14 protein-coding genes are annotated in these 23,741 nt (G+C 68.5%); 7 read left to right on the top strand and 7 right to left on the bottom strand.

The features are described 5' to 3' along the window. Positions 1–97: 97 nt before the first annotated feature. The 4 genes from PJ250_RS12660 to PJ250_RS12645 all read right to left on the bottom strand — a co-directional run bounded on the left by PJ250_RS12660 (position 98) and on the right by PJ250_RS12645 (position 5,908). Entirely contained in the window at positions 98–1,213 is a 1,116-nt protein-coding gene (locus PJ250_RS12660; protein ID WP_271644932.1) for a metal-dependent hydrolase, read from the bottom strand. 44 nt (positions 1,214–1,257) lie between these two features. Further along, the gene (locus PJ250_RS12655; RefSeq protein WP_271644931.1) at positions 1,258–3,345 is read right to left on the bottom strand and encodes a hypothetical protein; all 2,088 of its coding nucleotides are present in this window, start codon (positions 3,343–3,345) and stop codon (positions 1,258–1,260) included. A 62-nt stretch (positions 3,346–3,407) separates the two neighbouring features. After that, positions 3,408–4,205, bottom strand: a complete 798-nt coding sequence (locus tag PJ250_RS12650) for a UDP-2,3-diacylglucosamine diphosphatase (RefSeq protein WP_271644929.1) — start codon at positions 4,203–4,205, stop codon at positions 3,408–3,410. Further along, complete coding sequence (locus PJ250_RS12645) at positions 4,202–5,908, bottom strand: bifunctional ornithine lipid synthase OlsF (protein ID WP_271644928.1); 1,707 nt, start codon at positions 5,906–5,908, stop codon at positions 4,202–4,204. The genes PJ250_RS12650 and PJ250_RS12645 overlap by 4 nt, the downstream gene beginning before the upstream one ends. Positions 5,909–6,146: 238 nt before the next feature. Between PJ250_RS12645 and metK the strand changes: the two genes are divergently transcribed. After that, positions 6,147–7,358, top strand: a complete 1,212-nt coding sequence (gene metK, locus PJ250_RS12640; protein ID WP_271644927.1) for a methionine adenosyltransferase — start codon at positions 6,147–6,149, stop codon at positions 7,356–7,358. Positions 7,359–7,594: 236 nt separating this feature from the next. Continuing rightward, positions 7,595–8,713 (top strand): putative porin, encoded by a 1,119-nt coding sequence (locus PJ250_RS12635; RefSeq protein ID WP_271644926.1) that lies wholly within the window; start codon positions 7,595–7,597, stop codon positions 8,711–8,713. A gap of 294 nt (positions 8,714–9,007) precedes the next feature. Here the strand turns inward: PJ250_RS12635 and bla are convergent, their stop codons facing one another. Further along, the gene (bla, locus tag PJ250_RS12630; RefSeq protein WP_271644925.1) at positions 9,008–9,922 is read right to left on the bottom strand and encodes a class A beta-lactamase; all 915 of its coding nucleotides are present in this window, start codon (positions 9,920–9,922) and stop codon (positions 9,008–9,010) included. A 167-nt stretch (positions 9,923–10,089) separates the two neighbouring features. On the opposite strand from bla, the gene gcvA reads away from it, so the two are divergent. Beyond that, positions 10,090–10,968, top strand: a complete 879-nt coding sequence (gene gcvA / locus PJ250_RS12625; protein ID WP_271644924.1) for a transcriptional regulator GcvA — start codon at positions 10,090–10,092, stop codon at positions 10,966–10,968. A 4-nt stretch (positions 10,969–10,972) separates the two neighbouring features. Here gcvA and PJ250_RS12620 read toward each other — a convergent pair whose 3' ends face one another. Further along, complete coding sequence (locus PJ250_RS12620; RefSeq protein ID WP_271644923.1) at positions 10,973–12,916, bottom strand: ABC-F family ATP-binding cassette domain-containing protein; 1,944 nt, start codon at positions 12,914–12,916, stop codon at positions 10,973–10,975. A 196-nt stretch (positions 12,917–13,112) separates the two neighbouring features. On the opposite strand from PJ250_RS12620, the gene PJ250_RS12615 reads away from it, so the two are divergent. From PJ250_RS12615 to PJ250_RS12600, 4 genes are all read left to right on the top strand, one after another. Continuing rightward, on the top strand, positions 13,113–15,491 hold the full coding sequence (locus PJ250_RS12615) for a TonB-dependent receptor plug domain-containing protein (RefSeq protein WP_271644922.1): 2,379 nt from the start codon (positions 13,113–13,115) through the stop codon (positions 15,489–15,491). A 303-nt stretch (positions 15,492–15,794) separates the two neighbouring features. Continuing rightward, positions 15,795–18,191, top strand: a complete 2,397-nt coding sequence (locus PJ250_RS12610; protein WP_271644921.1) for a TonB-dependent receptor plug domain-containing protein — start codon at positions 15,795–15,797, stop codon at positions 18,189–18,191. A gap of 243 nt (positions 18,192–18,434) precedes the next feature. After that, positions 18,435–20,186, top strand: coding sequence for a cation:proton antiporter domain-containing protein (ybaL, locus tag PJ250_RS12605; RefSeq protein ID WP_271644920.1), 1,752 nt, complete (start codon positions 18,435–18,437; stop codon positions 20,184–20,186). Positions 20,187–20,319: 133 nt separating this feature from the next. Continuing rightward, entirely contained in the window at positions 20,320–21,441 is a 1,122-nt protein-coding gene (locus PJ250_RS12600; protein WP_271644919.1) for an HDOD domain-containing protein, read from the top strand. Between the two features lie 28 nt (positions 21,442–21,469). Here PJ250_RS12600 and PJ250_RS12595 read toward each other — a convergent pair whose 3' ends face one another. Further along, the gene (locus PJ250_RS12595; RefSeq protein ID WP_271644918.1) at positions 21,470–23,722 is read right to left on the bottom strand and encodes an EAL domain-containing protein; all 2,253 of its coding nucleotides are present in this window, start codon (positions 23,720–23,722) and stop codon (positions 21,470–21,472) included. Positions 23,723–23,741: the final 19 nt, after the last annotated feature.

Raw genomic sequence — 23,741 nt, 5'->3', positions numbered from 1 at the left:
ATTGCAGTCCTCGGCCGTAACTACATCTTTCTAGGCAAGTGCTTAGCCTGCTAAAAATCGATTGCACTGGCAGAGTTACCCCTCTCCTGACCGCTGCCTACTTCGATGCGCTGGAAGCCGGCTGACCTTCAGGATTCGCAACCGCCGCCTGAGGCGGCGGCGCGACGATCAGCTCGCGCAGCGGCGTGCCACTCTCATGCCAGGTGCGATGCCAGACCGCCGCGATCACCCTGGCCAAGCCCGAGATGCCTGAAACCGGCAGTGGCACCTGGAGCTGCTGCGGCGCGATGGCCTGCCAGTCATCGTCCAGGCGCTCGGCCACGGCGAAGCTGAAGGTGTAGTCCGGGTCCAGTCCCATGCGCAGGTCCGAGAGCACCAGACGCTGCCCCTGGACCTGGGCACGCATGAAGCCATGGTTGAACCAGGCCAGCCGGCTCACCGCGGGAAGGCCGATCTTTTCCGCGCGCGCCAGGGCCTGGGTATTGGACGGGTGCCCGTGGAAGACCATCGGTCCGTCATCGAACACCGAGCGCTCGGCATCGACGTAGCCGCTGGGGGTCATCGCCACCACGCGCCACAGCAGCGTGGAAAACGGCATCGGGGTGGAGAAGTACGGCGCGTGGGCCAAGCCCATCGCGGCCAGCGTGCGCTCGGCCTGGCGGTCGACCTTCCACTTGGACACCCCCGCCACACCGAGCACACCCGCGGCCAGCGTCAGCCCCACGATCGCGCCACGCCGGCCCCAGGGCTTCTTCGGCACGCACCAGGCGATCACGCAGCCCAGCAACAGCCACAGAGTGAAGGCCGGCTCGATGATGAAGAACAGCGACCACATCGCCGGGGGCACCTCCAATGGCCACAACAGCGAGGTGCCATAGACCGTGCACGCATCGATCAGCGGATGACTGAGCAGGCAGGCCTGGATCAGCCAGAACCAGCGCAGCGGCGCCGAGTTGACCCGCTTGCCGCGCACCCGGCACACCCACCACACCAGCCAGCCGATGAAGGGCAGCACGAAGATCGAATGCAGGAAGCTGCGATGCCAGGTCATCAGCGCGACCGGATCGTCGGTGAACCAGGGCAGCAGCACGACGTCCAGGTCGGGCACGGTGTTCAGCGCCGCACCGGCCAGGATGGCCGCGCGGCGCTGGCCGGCCGGGGCGATGGCCGCGCCGATGGCGCCGCCGAGCAGCAGGTGGGTGATCGAATCCATGGGCCTGGATGCTAGCAGTGCGTCACCGCGCGGCGGGATGACGATCACTCCAGCCAGGGATCGCGCACCGGCCGCCAGTGGGTGGGCAACTTGCCGTTGGCGCTCGCCCGTTCCAGCGCCAGCAACTGCACGACGGTGGGATCGTCGGCCGGCATGGTGGCGCGCGCCTGCGCCCAGGCCTTGCGCGCACCGGCCACGTCCCCCAGCCGGGCCAGTGCGTTGCCCTCCTCCACCGCGCAGCCGACATGGAACGGCATCCTGGCCACGATCTCGCCGCAGCGCTGGGCGACCAGCCGCCAGTTCGGTCGTGGCTTTTCGTAGATCTCCTCGATCAGCATCGGGAACAGGCCCATCGCACGCAGGCGCGGCTCGTCCACCTCGCCGCGCCAGACACCGAGGGTGCCGATGCGATCGACCAGAGTCATGTGCGCCAGGAATTTCTTCGGGTCGTAGTCGTATTCCGGGGCCGGGATCTGCGTGTCCAGCGGGATCACGAACCAGCCGGCGTAGTGCCCGGCGACATTGGTGTCGTCGACCGATTCGACATAGCGATGCAGGTTGAGCCGGCGCGCGCGGATCAGCTCGGGCATGTACATGTAGGCGTTGTAGATCGGCGTGCCCGGCGGCAGGTGCGCGTTCGCGTAGGCTTCGATCTCGGGGAAGCGCTGCCCCAGGTCCACGCCTTCGTCGCTGAAGTTGCGCCAGGCGTTGGCGCTGCCGCCGGCCAGTTCGTTGAAGTATTCGTACAGGCGCGGCTCGCGCACCGTCATCACCAGTGCCAGCGCAGCCGGTGCGAACGCCAGCGGCTTGAGCGCCTGCCGATGACGCAAGGCCACCGACGCACGCCAGGCCAGCGCGCCGCCCAGCGTCGCCAGCGGCAGGAACAGCGGCAGCGCATGGCGCACGCCCGCGTAGGTCCCGCGCGAGGGCAGCAGCGAGAGCCAGTACGCCAGTCCCAGCGCGCCCATCGTCACCAGCAGCCGGCGCTGGTTGCTCGTCAACGGCGCGCGCCACAGCGCCAGCAGGCCCAACAGCGCGCCGGCGAGCAGCGGTAAGGGAATCTTCGCCAGCAGTTCGCCCGGCCAGAAGAACCACGGCGGCGCACCGTGATACTTGTGGCCGAACAGCTTGTGGGTGCGCTGGCCGCGGCCTTCCACCCCGGCGCGCAGCGTATCGGCCAGGCCCCACACGTACGGGCGCGGCAACAGGTGCACGCGGTCGACGAAAGTCAGCACGGCCCGCTGCGTGGGCGAAGCGAGGTCGTCGATCTTGTCGGCAAACGGCCGGTTGAATGGATCCCCGCCATCGGGACTGGCGTGGTACTGGAAGCCGTACTGCGCCCACAGCAGCCCCAGCGACAGCACCGCCGCCGCGCACACGGCGGCCACACGCTGCAACCGCACGCGCCAGGCGACACCGCGTGTCCACAGCGACAGCGCCAGCAACGCCGCGCCGACCCCCACCAGTCCGCCCAGCGCCGAATGTTTCGCGCCCAGCGCCAGCCCGGCCGCGATCGCGAACGCGCACCAGGCCGGCCAGCGCCAGCTCGACGCCAGCCACGCGGCGCACGCAGCGGTCAGGCCCAGTGCCAAGGCCACCGGCAGATCGGTCATCAGCAGCGGCAGGTGCGCACCGACGGTGGGTTCGACCGCCAGCCAGGCCAGCAACCCCGCCGACCACCACACCCCAGCCACGCGCCAGACCACCAGGCCCAGCGCCGCCAGCAGCGCCAGGTTCAGCAGGTACATCGCGTGGCGGATGTTGGCCTGGGTCTCGGCCGGAGCGTTATCCAGATACGCGACGGTCTGCACGAAGCGGCGCTCGTCGCGCTTCTCATGCACGACGCGGAGTGGCGGCATCACCACCCGCGAAGGCGCCAGCCATGCGACCCAGCGCTTGGCCAGCGGCGGATGTTCGGGATTGAGCCGATAGTCGCCGAAGCGTTGGTACGACAGCCCGGCGGTGTAGTGATACGGCTCGTCGATGGTCAGGCCGTCACGCGCGGTGCCGGCCGCCGAGCGGCCGAATGCCAACGCAATCAGCACGGCGATCAGCAGCCATCCGGGGAGGAACGAACGCAGTCGTGGCAGGTCCATGCCCGCTTCACGCAGGCCACGGATCGACACGGACACGGCCGCGCTACGAAAGAAAGCGCGACTACAGTCGCCTCACGCAGGAGCCGGTTGGGCGATGCTCAGGCCGCCTGCGGCAGGGCCGCTCCGTCATTCACCAGACGCAACCGCGCCGGCAGTTCGCTCAACACCTGCCCTGTGTGGGCGAGCAACTGCAGGCTGCCGTCGGCGGTCTCGCACAGCGCGGTCAGGCTTTCCACCCAGTCGCCGTCGTTGGCGTAGACCAGACCGTCGCGACGCAGCAGCGCGGCGCGATGGATATGGCCGCAGACGATGCCATCCAGCCCGCGCCGGCGTGCATCGGCCAGGCCGGCCTCGACGAAACGGCCGATATAGCGCTCGGCCGCCGCGCTCTTGCGCTTGAGGTACTCGGCCAGGGACCAGTAGCGCAGGCCGAAGCGCCGCCGCAGCCGGTTGACCAGCTTGTTGCCGGTGAGGATGCGGTAGTACAGCCAGTCGCCGAACCGCTCCTGCAGTCCGCCGAAGTGGGTCACCGCGTCGTAGTCGTCGCCGTGGATCACCAGCAGGCGGCGGCCGTCGGCGGTGGTGTGGATCACGCGGCGGCGCACCTGCATCGCCGGCAGCATCAGCCCGCAGAAACGACGCGCGGCGCGGTCGTGGTTGCCGGGCACGTAGATCAGCTCGGTGCCGTTGCGCGCCAGCGCATGCAATGCCTCGACCACGCGCTGGTGCGCCGCATCCCAGCGCGCGCGTCGCTGCGACATCCACCACAGGTCGACGATATCGCCGACCAGATACAACTGCCTGCATTTCACCCGGCCGAGGAAATCGGCGAACTCGGCGGCATGGCAATGGGTGGAACCCAGGTGCACATCGGAGACGAACACGGCGCGGTTCATGTGGCTTGCTCCTGCGTGGGGGCGGTGAGGTAGCGCTGGCGTTTGCGTGCCTGCATGCGTTCGAGATCCACCTCGATCAGGCCATCGACGCAGCCGGCGAAATCCGTGTCCACGCCGAAGGCGAGGAAGCGCGCGCCACCGGGCTCGCACAGCTCGGTGTACTGGCGAAACAGCATCGGCACCTGCGCGCCGAGCGCGGCCAGGTTCTCGCGCAGCAGGGCGAAGGCGGCACCGGCGTCGAGCGCCTCGAATTGCGGCGGCATCTGCTGCAGCCGGAACGGATGGCGCGCCGTGGCGACCGCGTCGGCCCCATGGAAGCGCTGGTAATACGCGACGATCTGCGCGCGCGCCGCCTCGGGCAGCGCCGCGCTCATCGACACCGCGCCAAACAGGTAACGCACCTGCGGATGCGCCACCAGATAGGCGCCGATGCCCTGCCACAGCTGGTCGATGCTGCGGCTGTTCCAGTAGTCCGGCGCGACGAAGCTGCGCCCCAGTTCCATCCCCTGCGCGATGCGCGGCAAGGCGCTCTCTGACCAGTCGAACAGGCTGGCCGTGTACAGCCCGGCCAGCCCGCGTCGCGCCAGCACTTGGGCGCCCCGCGCCACGCGGTAGGCGCCGGCGACCGCGCCGGCATCTTCGTCCCACAGCACGATATGGTCGTACCAGGTGTCGTAGTCATCCAGGTCCAGCGCGCGACCGGTGCCCTCGCCCACCTTGCGAAAGGTCAGCTCGCGCAGGCGTCCGATCTCGCGCAGCAGCGGCGAGTCGGCGGCCAGCGGGCCGGCCACGATCCGGCGCCCCTCGCTGGTGCGGCCCAGGCCAGGCAGCTGCGCCACCGCTTGGCGCAGCACGTCCACGGGCACCGGTGCGATCAGCGCGGCCGGCGCTTCGGTCGCCGCATCCGCCCGACGGCCCAGCGCATACAGGGCACGTCGCAGCTGGCGCAGCACCACCGTCTCGTCGCGCCCGGCTTCCAGCACCTGGGCATGGCCCACGTGCAGGCGCAGCGGCTGCCGGCGTCGGGCGAACATCTCGCGTGGCAGCAACGCCGTGCCGGCCGGCTTGAATACCGCGGACGCGCCATAGAACAGCGCCGAGTTACGCGCCTGCACGCGGACCGGCAGCACCGGCGCGCCGCTGGCCCGGGCGAAACGCACGAAGCCCGGCCGCCAGCGCGGGTCACGCACGCCCAGCGGATGCAGGCGCGAAACTTCACCGGCCGGAAACACAATCACGCACTGCCCCGCCTCCAGCGCCGCGCGCACCTGGCGCAGGCTGCCGGCGGCCGCGCTGCCGCCGAACACGCGCACCGGCAGCAGCAGTGGCCGCAGTGGGACGATGTGGGTCAGTAGCGCATTGGCGACGATGCGCACGTCGCGGCGCACCTGGCCGACCAGATCCAGCAGCGCCATCGCATCGCGCGCGCCCGAGGGGTGGTTGGCCACCACCAGCAGCGGGCCCGATGGCGGAATGCGGGCCAGCGCCTGCGCATCGTGCGCGCCCTCCAACTGCAGGAAGGACTGCGAGGCGGTGACGAAGTCCCACGCATCGCTGTCCTGGTGATCGCGCAGGAAGGCCATCGCCTGGTCGATGCCGGACCAGTGGCCGTAGCGACGCAGCAATGGTCGGGTCAGCAGGCCACGGCGACCGCCGAACCAACGCGGATAACGTTCAATCAGGGTGTCTTCCAGAGGTCGCATGGCGGGCCCCATTCCCACGATAGCGGACGATCTGGAGCGCCAGACTGGGCGCCAACGGCGTCAGCTGCATTGCAGCATCGCGGCAGTCCGGTGACACGGTGGCGCGCCGCCGCAGGCCCGGGCGGTGGGCGGGAACGGTAACGCCAGCGCAACATGGGGGGCGCCACCATGCGCCGCGCCGCGCACGCGTGTATCATGCGCGGCCATCTTTTCATCCGCATTGAAGGATATAAGCCTGATGTCCAGCTACCTGTTCACTTCCGAATCGGTCTCCGAAGGCCATCCGGACAAGATCGCCGATCAGATTTCCGATGCCGTGCTGGACGCCATCCTGGCCCAGGACAAGCGCGCCCGCGTGGCCTGCGAGACCCTGGTCAAGACCGGTGTGGCGATCGTCGCCGGCGAAGTGACCACCAGCGCCTGGATCGACCTGGAAGCCCTGACCCGCAAGGTGATCCTGGACATCGGCTACAACAGCTCCGAGGTCGGTTTCGACGGCGAGACCTGCGGCGTGCTGAACCTGATCGGCAAGCAGTCCCCGGACATCAACCAGGGCGTGGACCGCAAGAACCCCGAGCAGCAGGGCGCCGGCGACCAGGGCCTGATGTTCGGCTATGCCACCAACGAGACCGACAGCTACATGCCCGCGGCGATCCACCTCTCGCACCGCCTGGTCGAGCAGCAGGCCAAGGTGCGCAAGAAGCGCAACTCGCCGCTGCCGTGGCTGCGCCCGGATGCCAAGAGCCAGGTCACCCTGCGCTATGAGAATGGCGTTGCCAACGCCATCGACGCGGTGGTCCTGTCCACCCAGCACGATCCGGGCATCAAGCAGAAGGACCTGATCGAAGCGGTGCGTGAGGAAATCCTGGCGCCGGTGCTGCCGGCCAAGTGGCTGCACAAGGGCACCAAGTTCCACATCAACCCGACCGGCAAGTTCATCATCGGTGGCCCGGTGGGCGACTGCGGCCTGACCGGGCGCAAGATTATCGTCGACACCTACGGCGGCTGGGCCCGTCACGGTGGTGGCGCGTTCTCGGGCAAGGATCCGTCCAAGGTCGACCGTTCGGCCGCCTACGCCGCACGCTACGTCGCTAAGAACGTGGTCGCCGCTGGCCTGGCCGACCGTTGCGAAGTGCAGGTCTCCTACGCCATCGGCGTGGCCGAGCCGACCTCGATCTCGGTGACCACCTTCGGCACCGGCAAGATCCCGGACGAGAAGATCGAGAAGCTGATCCGCAAGCATTTCGACCTGCGCCCGTATGGCATCATCAAGATGCTCGACCTGATCCACCCGATGTACCAGCCGACCGCGTCCTACGGCCACTTCGGCCGCAAGCCGAAGGAATTCACCTACACCGATGGCGCCGGCAAGCAGCACACCGCCACCGCCTTCTCGTGGGAGAAGACCGACCGGGCCGAGGCGCTGCGCGCCGATGCCAAGCTGAAGTAAGCCTTCAGCGTCTCGCTGCACGAGGAAAGGCCGCGGCAACGCGGCCTTTCTTTTTTCGCCGCGGTCCACTGCGCTGGATCGCCATGTCAGGTGTCGTGGCGCAGGCCTCACCTCGACCCGGCTAGGCTGGCGCCTGTCCGCAACCGGCGTTGGCCCGCCTGGCGCCGGCCTGCATGGCGCCCCTTGCCCCTCACCGACCCTGCCTGGCAAGCGCCTAGCGCTGGAGGTCCACCGACGTGTCCCGCCTCGTCGCCCAACTGCTGCTGTGCACTGCCAGCCTGGCCGCTGTGCCCCTCGCACTGGCCGAGCGCGCCGAAGCGCCCCCACCGCCCGAAGACACCCTGGCGTCCTTCGAATTTGGCGGCGCGGCGCGCTTCAACTACGGCTGGCTCGATTACGCGCCCACCAGTCGGCTGCAGTTGGAGCTGCTGCGCGTGGACCTCAAGGGCGAGGCGGGCCCTGCGTTCTTCTCGGTGCAGTACCGCTGGTACGACGGCTTCAGCGCGATCCACCACGCCTGGGCCGGCTGGAAGTTCGATGCCGCGTCGGACCTGCGCGTGGGCGTGGCGCAGGTGCCGTTCGGCCTGTTGCCCACGGCCTCGCACAGCTTCTGGTTCGGTTCGGGTTACTACCTTGGCCTGGAGGACGACTACGACCTGGGCGCGGTCTGGCAGCGCCACGTCGGCGCCCATCAATGGCACGTGGGGCTGTTTGCCGGCGACGAGTACCTCAGTGGCCGGCGTTACGACCGCTACTCGTTCGACGTGGCCACCACCGATGCGTTGCCCTACCGCGAGCATGGCCGGCTCAACCTGCGCTATGCGCACACCAGCCAATGGCGTGGCGGCGAACTACAACTGGGAGCGTCTGTCTTTTTCGGCCGGGTGCAGCGCCGCGATACGGGCCACGACGACGGTCACCAGGGCGCCGCCCTGCACGCCCAGTGGAGCCGCGACGGCCTGAGCTGGCAGGCGCAGTGGGCCCGTTATCGATATCGCATCCCGGGCGACCGCATCGCCCTGTCCGCCTTCCAGGCCCCGTTCGAGATTGCGCGCGAGGCCGACGTGCCCACGCTGAACCTGTCCTACGCCCTGCCCCGCACCGGCCGGCTGGAGACGATCACCTGCTACAACGACCTCAGCGCGACCCTGCCGGTCGGCGGCGCACCAGGCCTGCGCGACTCGGTCCAGAACGTCACCGGCTGCAGCTTTGGCAAAGGTCCGATGCTGGTGTACATCGACTGGATCGCGGGCAAGAACATGTGGTTTGCCGGCGGCGACGGCATCGGGTTGGCCGCGCCGGACAACCCGGGCTGGCATTCGCGGCTGAACCTCAACATCGGCTTCTACTTTTGAGCGAGCCGTGCGCGATGACATTCGCTCGCGGGAGGCAACCGACGCGCTCGATCCGAGGCGCGAAGCGCCGATGCCAGGCTGCGGCAAGCCACTTCGGCATCATCGTGGGAAGCCGAAAGGCCGCTGCGAAGCGGCCTTTCTACCGTGGGAAAACTGACATCCAGCCCGCCCCGTAGCGCGGAGCTTGCTCTGCTAGCGGCAATCGCTGCGACGCTGACCGCCGTCGCCGCGAAGTCGAAACGCCCACGGCCCGCGATGAGAAAAAGCCGCCGCGCGCCGGATGCGGCCGCGCGCTCAAGCGATCATCGCATCGGCCAGCGCCCCCACGCGTGCCAGCACCGCATCGCGCTGAGCCTCGTCCACGCGCGCACCTTGCAGCAGCGCCACGAGCACCCAAGGCGTACCGCCGGCGCGTGGCCATAACACCGCCAGATCATTGCGCGTGTCGCGACCGTTGTTGCCGGTCTTGTCGCCCACACGCCAACGCTTGCCCAGGCCGGCGCGTAGGCAATCGTCGCCGGTCTGGTTGTCGATCAACCAGTCCGCATACTGCGCCCGTGAGCCCGCAGACAGCCCATCCCCCACGGCGAAGCGCGCCAGGCTGGCGGCCATCGCCGCGGGACTGGTGGTATCGCGTGGATCGCCCGGCGTAAACCTGTTCATCTCCGGCTCGTAACGATCGTTGCGCGTCACCGCATCGCCCTGCTTGCGCAGAAACGCCGTCAGCGCGGGCGGTCCACCAACCCGCTTCAGCAGCAGGTTGGCCGCGGGATTGTCGCTGAGGGTGACAATGGCCCGGCAAAGGTCGCGCACGCTGAGGTCCTTGCCCAGGTGCCGCTCCGACACCGGTGCCCAGGACATCATCTGCGCTTGGCCGATCGGGATGCGCTCATCCAGCGACAGCGTCCCGGCGTCGGCCAGGCTCAAGACGTGGGCGGCCAGCAACGCCTTGAAGGTGCTGCACATGGGAAAGCGCTCGTCCTGGCGTCGGCCCAGGCGGCGGCCCGTCCCAACGTCCAGCAGGGTCACACCCAGGCGCCCGCCGCTGATCTGCTCCAGCGCGGCCAGATCCTTGGCGCTGGCGATCGCGGCTTCCACACGGCACTTGGCCACAGGCGCCACCGGGACGACAGCCGACGCCAAGGGGACGGTAAAGGCGGTGAGCAACGCGGTGCCGCTGCGTTGGAGGAATCGACGACGGTCAGACATGGCAGCACTCCGGACTGAAAGATCCGAAGGATTATTGGAAGGCAGATCCGCGCCCACCAGCGCGAAGTTTCAGAGGCAGCCATAAGCTGAATCTATGGCTGAGCTACAGTGCCGGTTGCGCGGCCGCCGCCACCGCGCCTGCATTCCCCGACCTCGAACAGGCCGTCATGCTCCGATCCGCCCTCCCGCTCAATGCCCTGCGCGCCTTCGAGGCCGCCGCGCGGCACCTCAACCTCACCCGCGCCGCACTGGAGCTGCACGTCAGCCAGGCCGCGCTGAGCCATCAGATCCGTCAGTTGGAAGACCGCCTGGGCCTGTCCCTGTTCCATCGCCTGCCACGCGGCGTGGCGCTGACCGAGGAAGGCGCCGCACTGGCGCCGGAACTGCGCGCGGCCTTCGACCGCATCGGCGCGGCGCTGGACCGCTTCGACGGTGGCCGCCACCGCGAGGCGCTGACGGTGGGCGTGGTCGGCACCTTCGCCACCGGCTTCCTGCTGCCGCGCCTGCTCGACTTCACCCGCGCGCATCCGGGCATCGACCTGCGCGTGCAGACCCATAACAACCGTATCGAGCAGGCCGGCGATGGCCTGGACCTGGCCATCCGTTTCGGAGATGGCCAGTGGGCCGGGCTGGAGGCGACCTCGATCTGCGCCGCGCCGCTGGCACCGGCCTGCGCCCCGGCCCTGGCCCGGCGCCTGCACCAACCGCGCGACCTGGTCGGCGCCACCCTGCTGCGCTCGTTCCGCCAGGACGAATGGGCGCGCTGGAGCCAGGCGGCGGGCATCCCCGTGCTGGAAGCGCGCGGCCCGGTATTCGATTCGTCGCTGGCCCTGGCCGAGGCGGCTGCCGCCGGCGTGGGCGTGGCCCTGCTGCCGCTGGCGATGTTCCAGCGCGACCTGGACAGCGGGCGGCTGGTGCGCCTGTTCGACCTGGGGGTGAATGTGGGCGGCTACTGGCTGACCCGGCTGCGATCGCGCGAGGAGCGCGAGGCGATGCGCAGCTTCCGCCAATGGCTGGAGGCCACGGCGGCGCCCGTCTCGGCTTGAAGCCTCAGGCCGCGCTTTCCAGCAGTTCCATCCAGGCCTGCTCAGCGTTGGCCAGCTGCTCGGCGGTGGCCTCGCGGTCGCGGGTGATGGCGCTCATGCGCGCGCTGTCGGCGTAGTTGGCCGGGTCGGCCAGCTGCCGATCGAGCTCGGCCAGGGCGGCGCCCAGCGCGTCGACCCGTTCCTCGGCCGCGGCCAACTTGTGCGGGTTGACCGGCTTCTTCGCCGCGGCGGGCTTGGCCGGCGCCGGCACGGCCGTCGCGGTCTGGGCATTGATCGGCTTTTCGACCTTGTCCATCTTCTTGCTGCCCTGGGCGGTGGGCCGCGCGCGCAGCCAGGCCGCGTAGTCGTCCAAGTCGCCGGCGAACGGCTCGACCACGCCATCGGCCACGCGCCAGAAGGTGTCGCAGACCAGGCCGATCAGGTGCCGGTCGTGGCTGACCATGACGATGGCGCCGTCGAAATCGCTCAGCGCCTCGGCCAGGGCCTCGCGCATCTCCAGGTCCAGGTGGTTGGTGGGCTCGTCGAGCAACAGCACGTTGGGCTGCTGGAAGGCGATCAGCGCCAGCGCCAGGCGCGCGCGCTCGCCGCCGGAAAATCCATCGACCACTTCGAAGGCGCGGTCGCCGGGGAAATTCCACTTGCCCAGGAAATCGCGGAACACCTGGGTCGAGGTGTCCGGGGCGATCTCGCGGAAGTGGTCGATCGGCGACTGGCCCTCGTGCAGGGACTCGACCGTGTGCTGGGCGAAGTAGCCGATGCGCAGGTCCGGATGCGCGCTGCGCTCGCCGTGGACCGGGGCCAGCTCGCCGACCAGGGTCTTGACCAGGGTGGATTTACCCGCGCCGTTGGGCCCCAGCAGGCCGATGCGGTCGCCCGCTTCCAGGCCGAAACCGGCGTCGTGCAGGATCACGGTGGGAGCCGCCATGGCGGCGAGTTCCTCTGCGGAAAGCCCCTTCGCCGCCCTGGCGGCTCCCACGGCGGGATAACCGCAGTCGACATGGTCCAGGCGGATCAACGAATACGGCAGCCGCGCCGGCGGCGCGAACTCGATCCGGAACTCGCGCTCGGCGCGCACCGCCTCGGTGCCGGCCATCTTGGCCAGGCGCTTGATCCGGCTCTGGGCCTGGCTGGCCTTGCTGGCCTGGGCCTTGAAGCGGTCGATGAAGCTCTGCAGATGCGCGCGCTCGGCCTCGGCCTTTTCGTGCTGGACCTGCTGCTGGCGCAGGTGCTCGGTGCGCTGACGCTCGAAGTCGGTGTAACCGCCGACGTAGAGCTTGGCCCCGCCGCCATGCAGGTGCAGGGTGTGGGTGGCGACGTTGTCCAGGAACTCGCGGTCGTGGCTGATCAGCAGCAGCGTGCCCGGGTACTTGAGCAGCCACTGCTCCAGCCAGAACACCGCGTCCAGGTCCAGGTGGTTGGTCGGCTCGTCCAGCAGCAGCAGGTCCGAGGGCATCATCAGCGCGCGGGCCAGGTTCAGGCGCACGCGCCAGCCACCGGAGAAGTCCTTGACCGCCCGACCATGGGTGTCGGCCGGAAAGCCCAGGCCGTGCAGCAGCTTGCCGGCGCGCGCCTCGGCGTCGTAGCCGTTGAGTTCGGCCAGCTTCTGGTGCGCATCGGCCACCGCCTCCCAGTCCTCGCGCGCGGTGGCGTCGGCCTCGGCACGCAGCACCGCGGCGATCTCCTCGTCGCCGCCCAGGACGAATTCCAGCGCCGGCTCGTCCAGTGCCGGAGTCTCCTGCGCCACGCTGGCCGTGCGCACCTTGCCCGGCAGTTCCACGTCGCCCTTGTCGGCCTCCAGCTCGCCCTTGACCGCGGCGAACAGGCTGGACTTGCCGGTGCCGTTGCGGCCCACCACGCCGACGCGGTAACCGGCGTGCATGGTCAGGTCGACGTTGGACAACAGCAGGCGCTCGCCACGGCGCAGGGCGAAGTTGCGAAGGGAAATCACAGGCAATTCCAGGGGGTGGGTGCAGCGGACCGCACAGTGTATCGGGTCCTGACGAATGTGATGGTTTGTTAAGAAACCGTTGCACAGCCACGCAACCCAAGGTATTCGTGGTTCGCGTCGCGACAATTCGCCACACCGGGACGCAGATCCCGGGTTGGGCGTGCGACGTCAGTCCCCCAACTTGACCGGAGCCACCATGTCATACAAGCCCACCCTGCTGACGGCAGCCATCGCGCTTGCGTTAGCCACCCCCGCCCTGGCCCAGGACAACGCCCCCGCCAAGACCCTGGACAACGTGATCGTGACCGGCACGCGCGTCGCCGACCGGACCGTGGCCGAGTCCCAGTCCCCGATCGACATCATCACCCCCGAAGTCCTCGAGCAGACCGGCACCACCGAACTGGCCACCGCGCTGACCCGCGCGATCCCCTCGCTCAACTTCCCGCGCCCGGCGGTCACCGATGGCACCGACGCGGTGCGCCCGGCGCAGCTGCGTGGCCTGTCGCCCGACCAGACCCTGGTGCTGGTCAACGGCAAGCGCTACCACACCACCGCGCTGGTCAACCTCAACGGCAGCCAGGGCCGAGGCTCTTCCCCGGCCGATCTGAACACCATCCCGATCGCCGCCATCGAGCGGGTCGAGGTGCTGCGTGACGGCGCGGCGGCCCAGTACGGCTCGGACGCCATCGCGGGCGTCATCAACGTGGTCCTCAAGGGCAGCGACAGCGGCGGCAGCGTGAGCCTGCGCGGGGGCAAGTACAGTGCCGGCGACGGTGCCCAGTACCAGCTCTCCGGCGATGCCGGCTTCAAGCTGGGCGAGGTCGGCGGCGTGCACCTGGCCGCGCAGGCCGGTCACCAGAACAACACCGACCGTGCCACGCCCTACAACGGCCGGGTCGAGCAGCGCTACGGTGATCCGGAAGTCGAGCAGGGCGCGGTGTCCTACAACGGCGAGCTCAAGCCCGCCGACTACCTGACGTTCTATTCCTACGGCATGGCCAGCAAGCGCAAGGTCACCTCCAACGGCTACTTCCGCGCCGCCGAGGACAACCGCAACCGACCGGAAATCTATCCGGACGGCTTTCTGCCGCAGATCTACAACGAGTCCGAGGACGTGTCCTGGGTCGGCGGTCTGAAGACCTACACCGAAGGTGGCCTCAACATCGACCTGAGCGCCAACTACGGGCACAACAAGCTGACCTTCGACGTCAAGCATTCGCTCAACAACTCGCTGGGCCTGAACTCGCCGACCAGCTTCTATGCCGGCGCGCTGGAAGTGAACCAGTACGTGCTCAATGCCGACTTCAACAAGCAGCTGGACTGGGGCCTGGCCTATCCGGTCACGCTGGCCTTCGGCGCGGAATGGCGTGGCGAGGAGTTCAAGGAAACCCCGGGCGAGGAAGCCTCCTACGTCAACGGCGGGGTGCCCTCGGCCAATGGCTCGCTGCTGCCGGGCGCGCAGGTGTTCTCCGGCTTCAAGCCCTCGGACTCGGGCAGCTTCGACCGCAACAGCTACTCGTTCTACGCGGACCTGGAAGCGGATCTGACCGACAAGTTCTCCGCCGGCCTGGCCGGGCGCTATGAGAAGTACAGCGACTTCGGCGATACCGGCAACGGCAAGCTGTCGCTGCGCTATGCCTTCACCGACAAGGTCGCCCTGCGCGCCACCGCCTCGACCGGCTTCCGCGCACCGTCGCTGCAGCAGCAGTACTTCCAGTCCATCGCCACCAACTTCATCAACGTCGCCCAGCCCGACGGCTCGGTGGTGGCCACGCCGTTCGAGATCGGCACCTTCCGCACCAACGCCGCGGCCGCCGTGGCCCTGGGTGCCGAGCCGCTGAAGGCCGAGGAATCGACCAACTACGGCCTGGGGCTGGTGCTGCAACCGGTCGACGGTCTGTACGTGACCATCGACGCCTACCAGATCGAGATCGACGACCGCGTGGTGCTGTCCGAGAACCTCACCTCAACCGCGGTGCGCAACTATCTCAACGGACCGGGCGGCTTCAGCGGCATCGGCGGCGGGCGCTACTTCACCAATGCCGTGGACACCACCACGCGCGGCGTCGATGTGGTCGGCACCTATCGCTGGGCGCTGGCGGCGAGCAACCTGGACCTGAGCGCCGGCTACAACCACAACAAGACCGACATCGACAAGATCGCCGCCAACCCGGCCGCGCTCGAGGCGATCGACCCCGATGCGGTGCGCATCGGTCGTGCCGAGATCGGCCGCATCACCAAAGGCTCGCCACAGGACAAGTTCTACCTGGGCAGCGTGTGGAGCCCGGGCGCCTGGGCGTTCAGCGCCACGGCCACGCGCTGGGGCGAGTTCACCACCTTCGGCACCACCGAAGCGGCCGACCAGACCTATAGCGCCAAGTGGACGCTCGACCTGGCCGCCACCTACAAGCTGGCCGACTGGAGCTTCACCCTGGGTGGCGACAACGTGCTGGACGAATATCCGGACCGCACCGTGGCCGGTGCCGGCACGCGCAGCTACTTCCCGTACAGCGCGACCTCGCCGTTCGGCTTCAACGGCGCCTACCTGTACGCCAACATCGGCTACAAGTGGTAAACCCCCACGCGTATCGCAGATACGCGGCCCCGTCAGGAGCCCCGGCATTGCCGGGGCTCTTTTCGTTTCGCAAGACGCCATGAGGTCCGCCCCACCGACACACGTCGACACATCCGGACAAAGGCCCACGCCGATGACGAAAACGCGGCACCGCCATGCGAATTCTTCATGAGTTGATCAGCAATGGTTGTAGGCGCGGCCGATGGGCTTAACGAATAATTACGAAGGCACCTCACAACAACTCAACGCAACGCCGACCTGTTGAACCTTGTTGTCCTTCGCACTTCTTCGATGGAGCTTCCCATGCAGCCGATCCAAACACGCCTTGCCGCAGCCGTGGCTTTCGCCCTGATCGCCGCCCCCACCTTCGCCCAGCAGGCTTCCAGCACCGACACCACCAAGGCCAGCACGCTGGACACGGTGATCGTCACCGGCACCCACGTGACCAATCGCACCGTGGCCGAGTCGCAATCGCCGATCGACATCGTCACCCCCGAAGCCCTGCAGGCCACCGGCACCACCGAACTGGCGACCGCGCTCTCGCGCGCCCTGCCCTCGCTGAACTTCCCGCGCCCGGCGCTGGTTGACGGCACCAGCGGCATTCGGCCGGCGCAGCTGCGCGGGCTGTCGCCCGACCAGGTGCTGGTGCTGGTCAACGGCAAGCGCTACCACACCTCGGCAGCCATCAACCTCAACGGCAGCATCGGCCGTGGCGCCTCGGCGGTGGACCTCAACTCGATCCCGGTGTCGGCCATCGAGCGTGTGGAAGTGCTGCGTGACGGCGCCTCGGCCCAGTACGGCTCGGACGCCATCGCCGGGGTGATCAACATCGTGCTCAAGGGCGCCGGCCAGGGCGGCAGCCTGGGCGTGAACTATGGCGAATATTCCAAGGGCGACGGTGAGCAGTTCCAGCTCTCCGGCGATACCGGGGTGAGCTTCGCCGACGGCCGCGGCCGCGTGCATCTGGCCGGCCAGGTGGGCAGCCAGGATCCGACCAACCGTTCCGGCGCCTACGCCGGCAGCACCCCCAACACCGGCAACTTTCCTGGCGTGGGCGAGAAGGCCTTTGTCATCGGCGACCCCGACGTGCACGCAGGCGCGGTGTCGGCCAACGGCAGCTTCGACTTCACCGACCGCATCACCGGTTATGCCACCGCGCTGGCCAGCAACCGCGACATCGATTCCTACGCGTTCTACCGCTCACCCAACCACAGCAACCAGGGCGCGTTGATCGCCCAGTTCTATCCGGACGGCTACGTGCCGGTGATCAACCAGTACTCCAAGGACCGCTCGCTGGTGGCCGGCCTGAAGGGCGCCACCGACGGCGGCTTCACCTGGGACGTGAGCTACAACTACGGCTACAACAAAGTCGATTACGCAACCCGCAACACGCTCAACTACGACCTGGGCACCGACAGCCCGACCCGCTTCCACGACGGTGCGCTGGAATACACCCAGAACATCCTCAATGCCGACTTCACCCAGCCGCTGGAGTGGGGCCTGGCCTACCCGGTGACCCTGTCCTTCGGCGCCGAATATCGCGAGGAAAAGTGGAACCAGTCGCCGGGCGAGGCGGCGTCCTACTACGGCGGCGGCGCGCAAGGTTTCCCGGGCTTCAGCGCCGAGAACGCCGTCCATGCCGACCGTCACAACTACGCGGTCTATGCCGGGCTTGAGGCGGACTTCACCGACAAGTTCTCCGCCGGCCTGACCGGCCGCTGGGAGGATTACTCGGACTTCGGCAGCAAGGCCTCGGGCAAGCTCTCGGCACGCTACGCCTTCACCGACAAGATCGCCCTGCGCGCCACGGTCTCCAACGGCTTCCGCGCCCCGTCGCTGGCCCAGCAGAGCTACCAGTCGATCTCCAGCATCATTTCCGACGGCGTCTTCTACCAGAGCGGCACCTTCCCGGCGAGCAGTGCGGCGGCGCAGGCGCTGGGCTCCAAGCCGCTGAAGGCCGAGACCTCGACCTCCTACAGCATGGGTCTGGTGCTGCAGCCGATCGACCGGCTGTCGCTGACCGTGGATGCCTACCAGATCGAGATCGACGACCGCATCCTGCTGTCCTCCAACGTCAGCCTGTCCGGCAACACCCAGGCGCAGGCGCTGCTGTCCAGCCTAGGCCTGAGCGGGGTCAACTCGTTCCGCTACTTCACCAACGCGGCCGATACCCGCACCCGGGGTGTGGACGTGGTGGGCACCTACAGCATCCCGTTCGCCGCCAGCGCGTTGGACCTGACCGCCAGCTACAGCTACGGCAAGACCGAGGTGCAGCATCTGGATGCCTCGCCGAGCGCGCTGACCGATCTGGGCATCACCACCTCGCTGGTCGCGCGTGACGAGGTGGGCCGTCTGGAAGACAGCTTCCCCAAGGACAAGACCATCCTGGGCGGCACTTGGCACAGTGATCGCTGGAGCCTGGGCCTGACCGGCACCCGCTACGGCAGCTTCACCGTGCGCAACAGCACCACGGCCGCGCGCGACCAGAGCTTCAATGCCAAGTGGCTGGTCGACGTGACCGCCAGCTACAAGCCGACCTCGCAGTGGACGCTTACCCTGGGCGCGGACAACGTGCTGGACACCTACCCGGACCGGAACATCTACGCCAACTCGACCAGCGGCGTCTTTCCGTACAGCAACTACTCGCCGTTCGGCTTCAACGGTGCCTATGTGTACGGCAAGATCGGCTACACCTGGTAAGCCTGCTTCACCGGCAACATCCACGCACAACCCCGGCGCCCGCGCCGGGGTTGTGCTTTTTCGGCCCCCTCCAACTCGCCTGACCAGACACGCCGTGGCGTCCCCGGCGTAAGGTGGATCCGCGTGCCTCTTCGGCGCGCCATGCCGATAGGCGGCATGAACCGATCAGTCATTTTCGATTTGCCCCATCTAGTTCAGCTGGGCCACACTCGTGGCCGGAAGGACACATCACCAAGGGAGCCCATGCATCACGACACCAGCCTGATCGACATCATCGCCGTCGGCCTAGCGGTCGCTTTCCTGCTGGGCGCGCTGGCCAACAAGCTGCGCCTGTCGCCCCTGGTGGGGTATCTGGTCGCCGGGATGGTGGTCGGCCCGTTCACGCCGGGCTTCGTCGCCGACCAGGACCTGGCCACGCAGCTATCCGAGCTGGGCGTGATGCTGCTGATGTTCGGCGTGGGCCTGCACTTCTCGCTGGACGATCTGATGGAGGTCAAGGGCATCGCCATCCCCGGCGCGATCGTGCAGATCGCCGTGGCCATCGGCCTGGGCTGGGCGCTGGCATGGTTCATGGGCTGGCCGCTGCTGCAGGGTTTCGTGTTCGGCCTGGCGCTGTCGGTGGCCAGCACGGTGGTGTTGCTGCGGGCGCTGGAGGACCGGCGCATGCTCGATACCCGGCGCGGCAAGATCGCGGTGGGCTGGCTGATCGTCGAGGACCTGGTCATGGTCCTGGCCCTGGTGCTGCTGCCAGCCCTGGCCGGCGCCCTGGGCGATGCCGGCACGGTGCGCGCCGCGGCTGAAGCGGGTGGCGGCGCCGCGGTGCAGGCCGCGCAGGGCGAACCCAATATCACGGTCGCCATCGCCAAGGCGCTGGGCATCACCCTGCTGCAGGTGGCCGCCTTCGTCGCGGTGATGCTGGTGATCGGCCGCCGGGTGATCCCGTGGACGCTGGAGAAGGTCGCGGCCACCGGCTCGCGTGAACTGTTCACGCTCTCGGTGCTGGCCATCGCATTGGGCGTGGCGTTCGGCTCGGCCAAGCTGTTCGGGGTGAGCTTCGCCCTGGGCGCGTTCTTCGCCGGCATGCTGCTCAACGAGTCCGAATTGAGCCACAAGGCGGCCAATGATTCGCTGCCGCTGCGCGATGCGTTCGCGGTGCTGTTCTTCGTCTCGGTCGGCATGCTGTTCGACCCCATGATCCTGGTGAAGTACCCGCTGCAGGTGCTAGCGACCTTCGTGATCGTGGTGGTCGGCAAGTCGCTGGCGGCCTATGCGATCGTCCGCGCCTTCGGCCATCCGCGGCAGACCGCATTCACCATTGCCGCCAGCCTGGCCCAGATCGGCGAGTTCTCCTTCATCCTGGCCGGCCTGGGCCTGAGCCTGAAGATCCTGCCGCAGTCCGGCCACGACATGATCCTGGCCGGGGCGCTGCTGTCGATCGTGGCCAACCCGTTCCTCTTCGCCGCCCTGGACGCGTGGAGCCGCCGCCAGGCCCAGGACGCCCCGGCCACCGATACGCCCGAACCCGACCCCCTGCCCGGCCCGCCGCTGATTGCGCAGGACCATGCCATCGTGATCGGCTACGGCCGCGTGGGCAGCAGCCTGGTCCGGGTGCTGGCCGAGCGCGGGGTCCACTTGGTGGTCATCGACGACAACCGCGACAACGTGGACAAGGCCCACGCCGCCGGCATTCCCGCCATCCGCGGCAGCGCCGCGGCCGACGCGGTTCTGGCCGAGGCCCAGCCGGAGAAAGCGCGCATCGCGGTGCTGGCCATCCCCCAGCCACTCGAAGCGGGCGAGGCCATCGCCAAGCTGCGCGCGCTCAACCCGGCGCTGACCGTGCTGGCGCGTGCCCATAGCGAGGGCGAGGTGGCGCACCTGCTCGAGCACGGCGCCGACGCGGCCGTGCTGGCCGAGCGCGAACTGGCCCATTCGCTGGCGGAAATGATCCTGTCGATGCCCCCATACCGGCCACCGCGCGCGCAGACCGCCTCCTGAGGCCAGGATCGCGCATTGCCAGCACAAAACTGCGACGGAGCGCTGGTTCGCAGCGGTGACCGGGGTCGCGACTTTCGGTACAGTCGCCTTTCATTTCGGGCCGGTGCGGCATCCGGCTTTTCGGGGAAGTGTCTTGCGTATTCTGTTTGTGGGAAACGAAGCCAGCCTGTCGCTGGAGCTGATGGCGTACCTCACCGATCTGGGCGAGGACTGGCAGGTCGAAACCGTCGCCGATGGCAATGCGGCGATGGAAATGGTCGCCAATACGCCAATCGACGTGGTCATCGCCGCCCCCGTGCTGCCCGACCTGACCACGGCCACCCTGCTGGGCCAGATCCGCACCCTGCGGCCTGAGACCAGCCGCATCGCCATGGTCGATCCGGAGCAGGCCCAGCGCGGCCCCGCCGCGCGCCTGCTTGGCGTGGCCCACCGCTTCCTGTCCATGCCGCTGATGCCCGAAGCCCTGCTCGAAGCGGTCACCAGCCTGGAAGAACTGCGCGAGCTGCTGGACAACCCGCGCCTGCGCTCGACCATCGGCCGCATCGAGAAGCTGCCCTCGCCCCCGCACCTGTACCTGAGCCTGGTGCACGCGCTGGAAGACAACGAGGGCGCCGACGCCAACGACATCGCCAAGCTGGTTTCGGCCGACCCGGCCATCGCGGCCAAGGTCCTGCAGCTGTGCAACTCGGCGTTCTTCTCCGGGGGGCGCAGCATCGCCGACCTGCGCACGGCGGTGACCCGCCTGGGTGTTGCGACCCTGCGCGACCTGGTCCTGGCCAGCGAAGTGTTTTCGGTCCAGACCCTGTCGCCCGAGGAACGCAACGCCATGCAGCAGCGCGCGCTGCTGTCTTCGCGACTGGCGGCCAAGATCCTGCCGTCCACCAGCGCCGAGCTAGGGTCGACCGCCTCGCTGCTGGCCGATATCGGCCTGCTGCTGCCCGGCGTGCGCGATGAACGCGCCGGCCCGGCCGACGACCAGGACGAGCGTCCCGGCCACAGCGAGGCCGGCGCCTATCTGCTGGGACTGTGGGGCCTGCCCATGCCGATCATCGAGGCGGTGGCCTTCCAGCGGCATCCGCAGAGCTCCAGCCTGCGCAGCTTCTGGGTGACCGGCGCGGTGCACGTGGCGACCTCGCTGATCAGCGGCGACCCGGTGGACGAGGAATACCTGCGTCGCGTCGGCGTGCTGGCCAAGCTGCCGGCCTGGCGCGACCAGGCCGACCGGCTGCTGGGACTGGCCGAAGAAGAGGCCTGAGCACCCGAGGCGACGCGCAGGTCGCCGCTCAGGCCAGGCTCGGGGTGAGTTCGGGCACGGCCAGGTCGAGCAGTACGTCGGCCAGCGGGCGCGGCCTGCCGTAGAAGTGCCCCTGCGCCCAGTCCACGCCCATCGCCCGCAGGCACTGGGCGGTTTCGGCATCCTCGACGAATTCGGCCACGGTTTCCGCGCCAAAGGCCTGGGCCACCGCGACCGACGCCTGGACCAGCGCATGGTCGCGTCCGCGTTGGACGACGTTGCGGATGAACGAGCCATCGATCTTGATCTCGTCCAGCGGCAGCTCCTTGAGCCGGGTGAAGCTCTGCATGCCGGTGCCGAAGTCGTCGATGGCGATGCGGCACCCCCCGGCGCGCAGCTCCTCCAGCAGTTCGATGGCCGCGGCGGTGCTGGCGATGGCGGCCGTTTCGGTGATTTCGAAGCACAGGGTGGACAGCGGCAGCGGCCATCGCGCCAGCAGGCTGCGCAGCTCGGAGCGGAAGCTCGGAGAGGCCACGCTCTGACCGGTGAGGTTGATCGAGATCCGGCCACAGTGCGGCAGCGCGGCACGGTGCCGTTCCAACTCACCGCGCAGCGTGCGGATGACCGCCAGGTCCAGCTCCACCCCGCGCCCGGCGGCTTCGATCGGCGCCATGAAACGCGCAGGCGAAATCAGCGTGCCGTCTTGGTCGAAGAGACGGCACAGCACCTCGCCGCAGAGCTTGTCGGCGGCATGGCCGCCATCGCGCAAGGGCACGATGGGCTGGAAATGCAGGGCGATGCGATGCCGCCGCAGGCTGTCCAGCGCCTGCCCGGCGTCCTGCAGCTGGCGCAGCTGCAGGTCCTGCTGCTGCAGGTCGGCGGCCGCGGCGTAGCGCGGCAGCACGTCGCTCCGGCGCCGCGCATCGAAGGCCAGGTGGGAGGATGCGCGTAGCGCCGCGTCCAGCCCCGACGCCCCCTCGCCGTACAGGGGAGCGACCCCCATATAGGGCGACAGACGCAGCCGCTGCCCGCCCAGGTCCAACTCGGCGGCCTCCAGGGTGTGCATCAGCTGTTCCCAGGACAGCGCCTGCGGCTCGCGGATGAGCACGAACTGGCCGGTGCCCACGTAATACACCCGGGCATGCCGGCGCAGCTGCGCGGCGGTCTGCTGCATCACCGCGGTCTGGGTGTCCAGGCCAAAGCCGGTGACCATGAAATCGACCTGGTCCAGCAGCAGATAGGCCAGCTCGCACCCTCCACCGGGGCGTCGCTGCAGATCGCGGGTCAGCGCGCGCAGATTGGGCAGCAGCGTGATGCTGTTGCGCAGCGCCTGCTCGGACAGGTCATGGGCCAAGATCCGACGATCTCGTCGTCCCAGCCACACATAGAGCATGCTGATCAGCAGGATGCTCACCTCCACCGCGATGTGCAGCAGGTTGAAGAACCCAAGCACGGTGTTGCCGTAGGGCGCGGCACCGGCGGCGGCGGCTACCAACAGGAACAGCCCCGAAGACAGCGCCAGCATGGCGCCAAGCGGTGGCAGGCGGATGACCAGAAAGGCCAGCACCACGAACATCACGAAGCGGAAGTCCATCAGCACCGGCGGCATCACCCCGGCATCGGAGAACCCGCGATACAGGCAATGCGAAGCGAGCACACCAAGCCCCAAGGCCCCACCCAGCAGCAACGGCCAGCCAACACGCAATGCGCGCGAGGGCATGCGACCCCACCGCCGATGGTCGCGTTCGGTCCAGGCCAGCATGAGCGGCAAGGTGACCACGGCCACGCCGAACTGCTTGGCAAAGAACGTCTGGAAGATCTCCCCAAGCCATTCGCGGCGCGGCGGGTCGAGCACGATGGACGTAGCCGCCACCAGCGCCGTGCCCAGCGGATAGAGCAACAGGGTCACCGCCGCCAGACGTGGCAATCGCGTGCGCACAAAGCGACGCCCGTGACCGGGCACCGGCCAGCCGGTCCAATGCGCGCACAGCCTGGTCCACAGCACGATGACGCACCAGGCCGCCAAGCCCCATGCCAGCACGGGCCAGCCCCCTTCACCACCGCGAGCCTGGCGCACGCACCAGCCCAAGGCCAGCATCAGGCCCACGCCCGGCATGGTCCAACGATCGCGCGCCAGCAGCGCGATGGCCAGCAGCAGGCCGGCATGCAGGTGCACCAGCGATGCATCCTGCACCTTGCCTGCAAAATCGATGCGGTAAGCGATCGCGACCTGCTGCAGGACCAATCCCGTCAGACCAAGCAAAACGATCCTGCCCAGCCGCGTGGCCGTCCAGTGCCTCATTCCGGCATTCCCCCTGTCG

The sequence above is a fragment of the Pseudoxanthomonas sp. JBR18 genome (assembly GCF_028198165.1).
Lineage (GTDB): Bacteria > Pseudomonadota > Gammaproteobacteria > Xanthomonadales > Xanthomonadaceae > Pseudoxanthomonas_A.
This window is presented reverse-complemented; position numbering and strand designations above follow the sequence as displayed.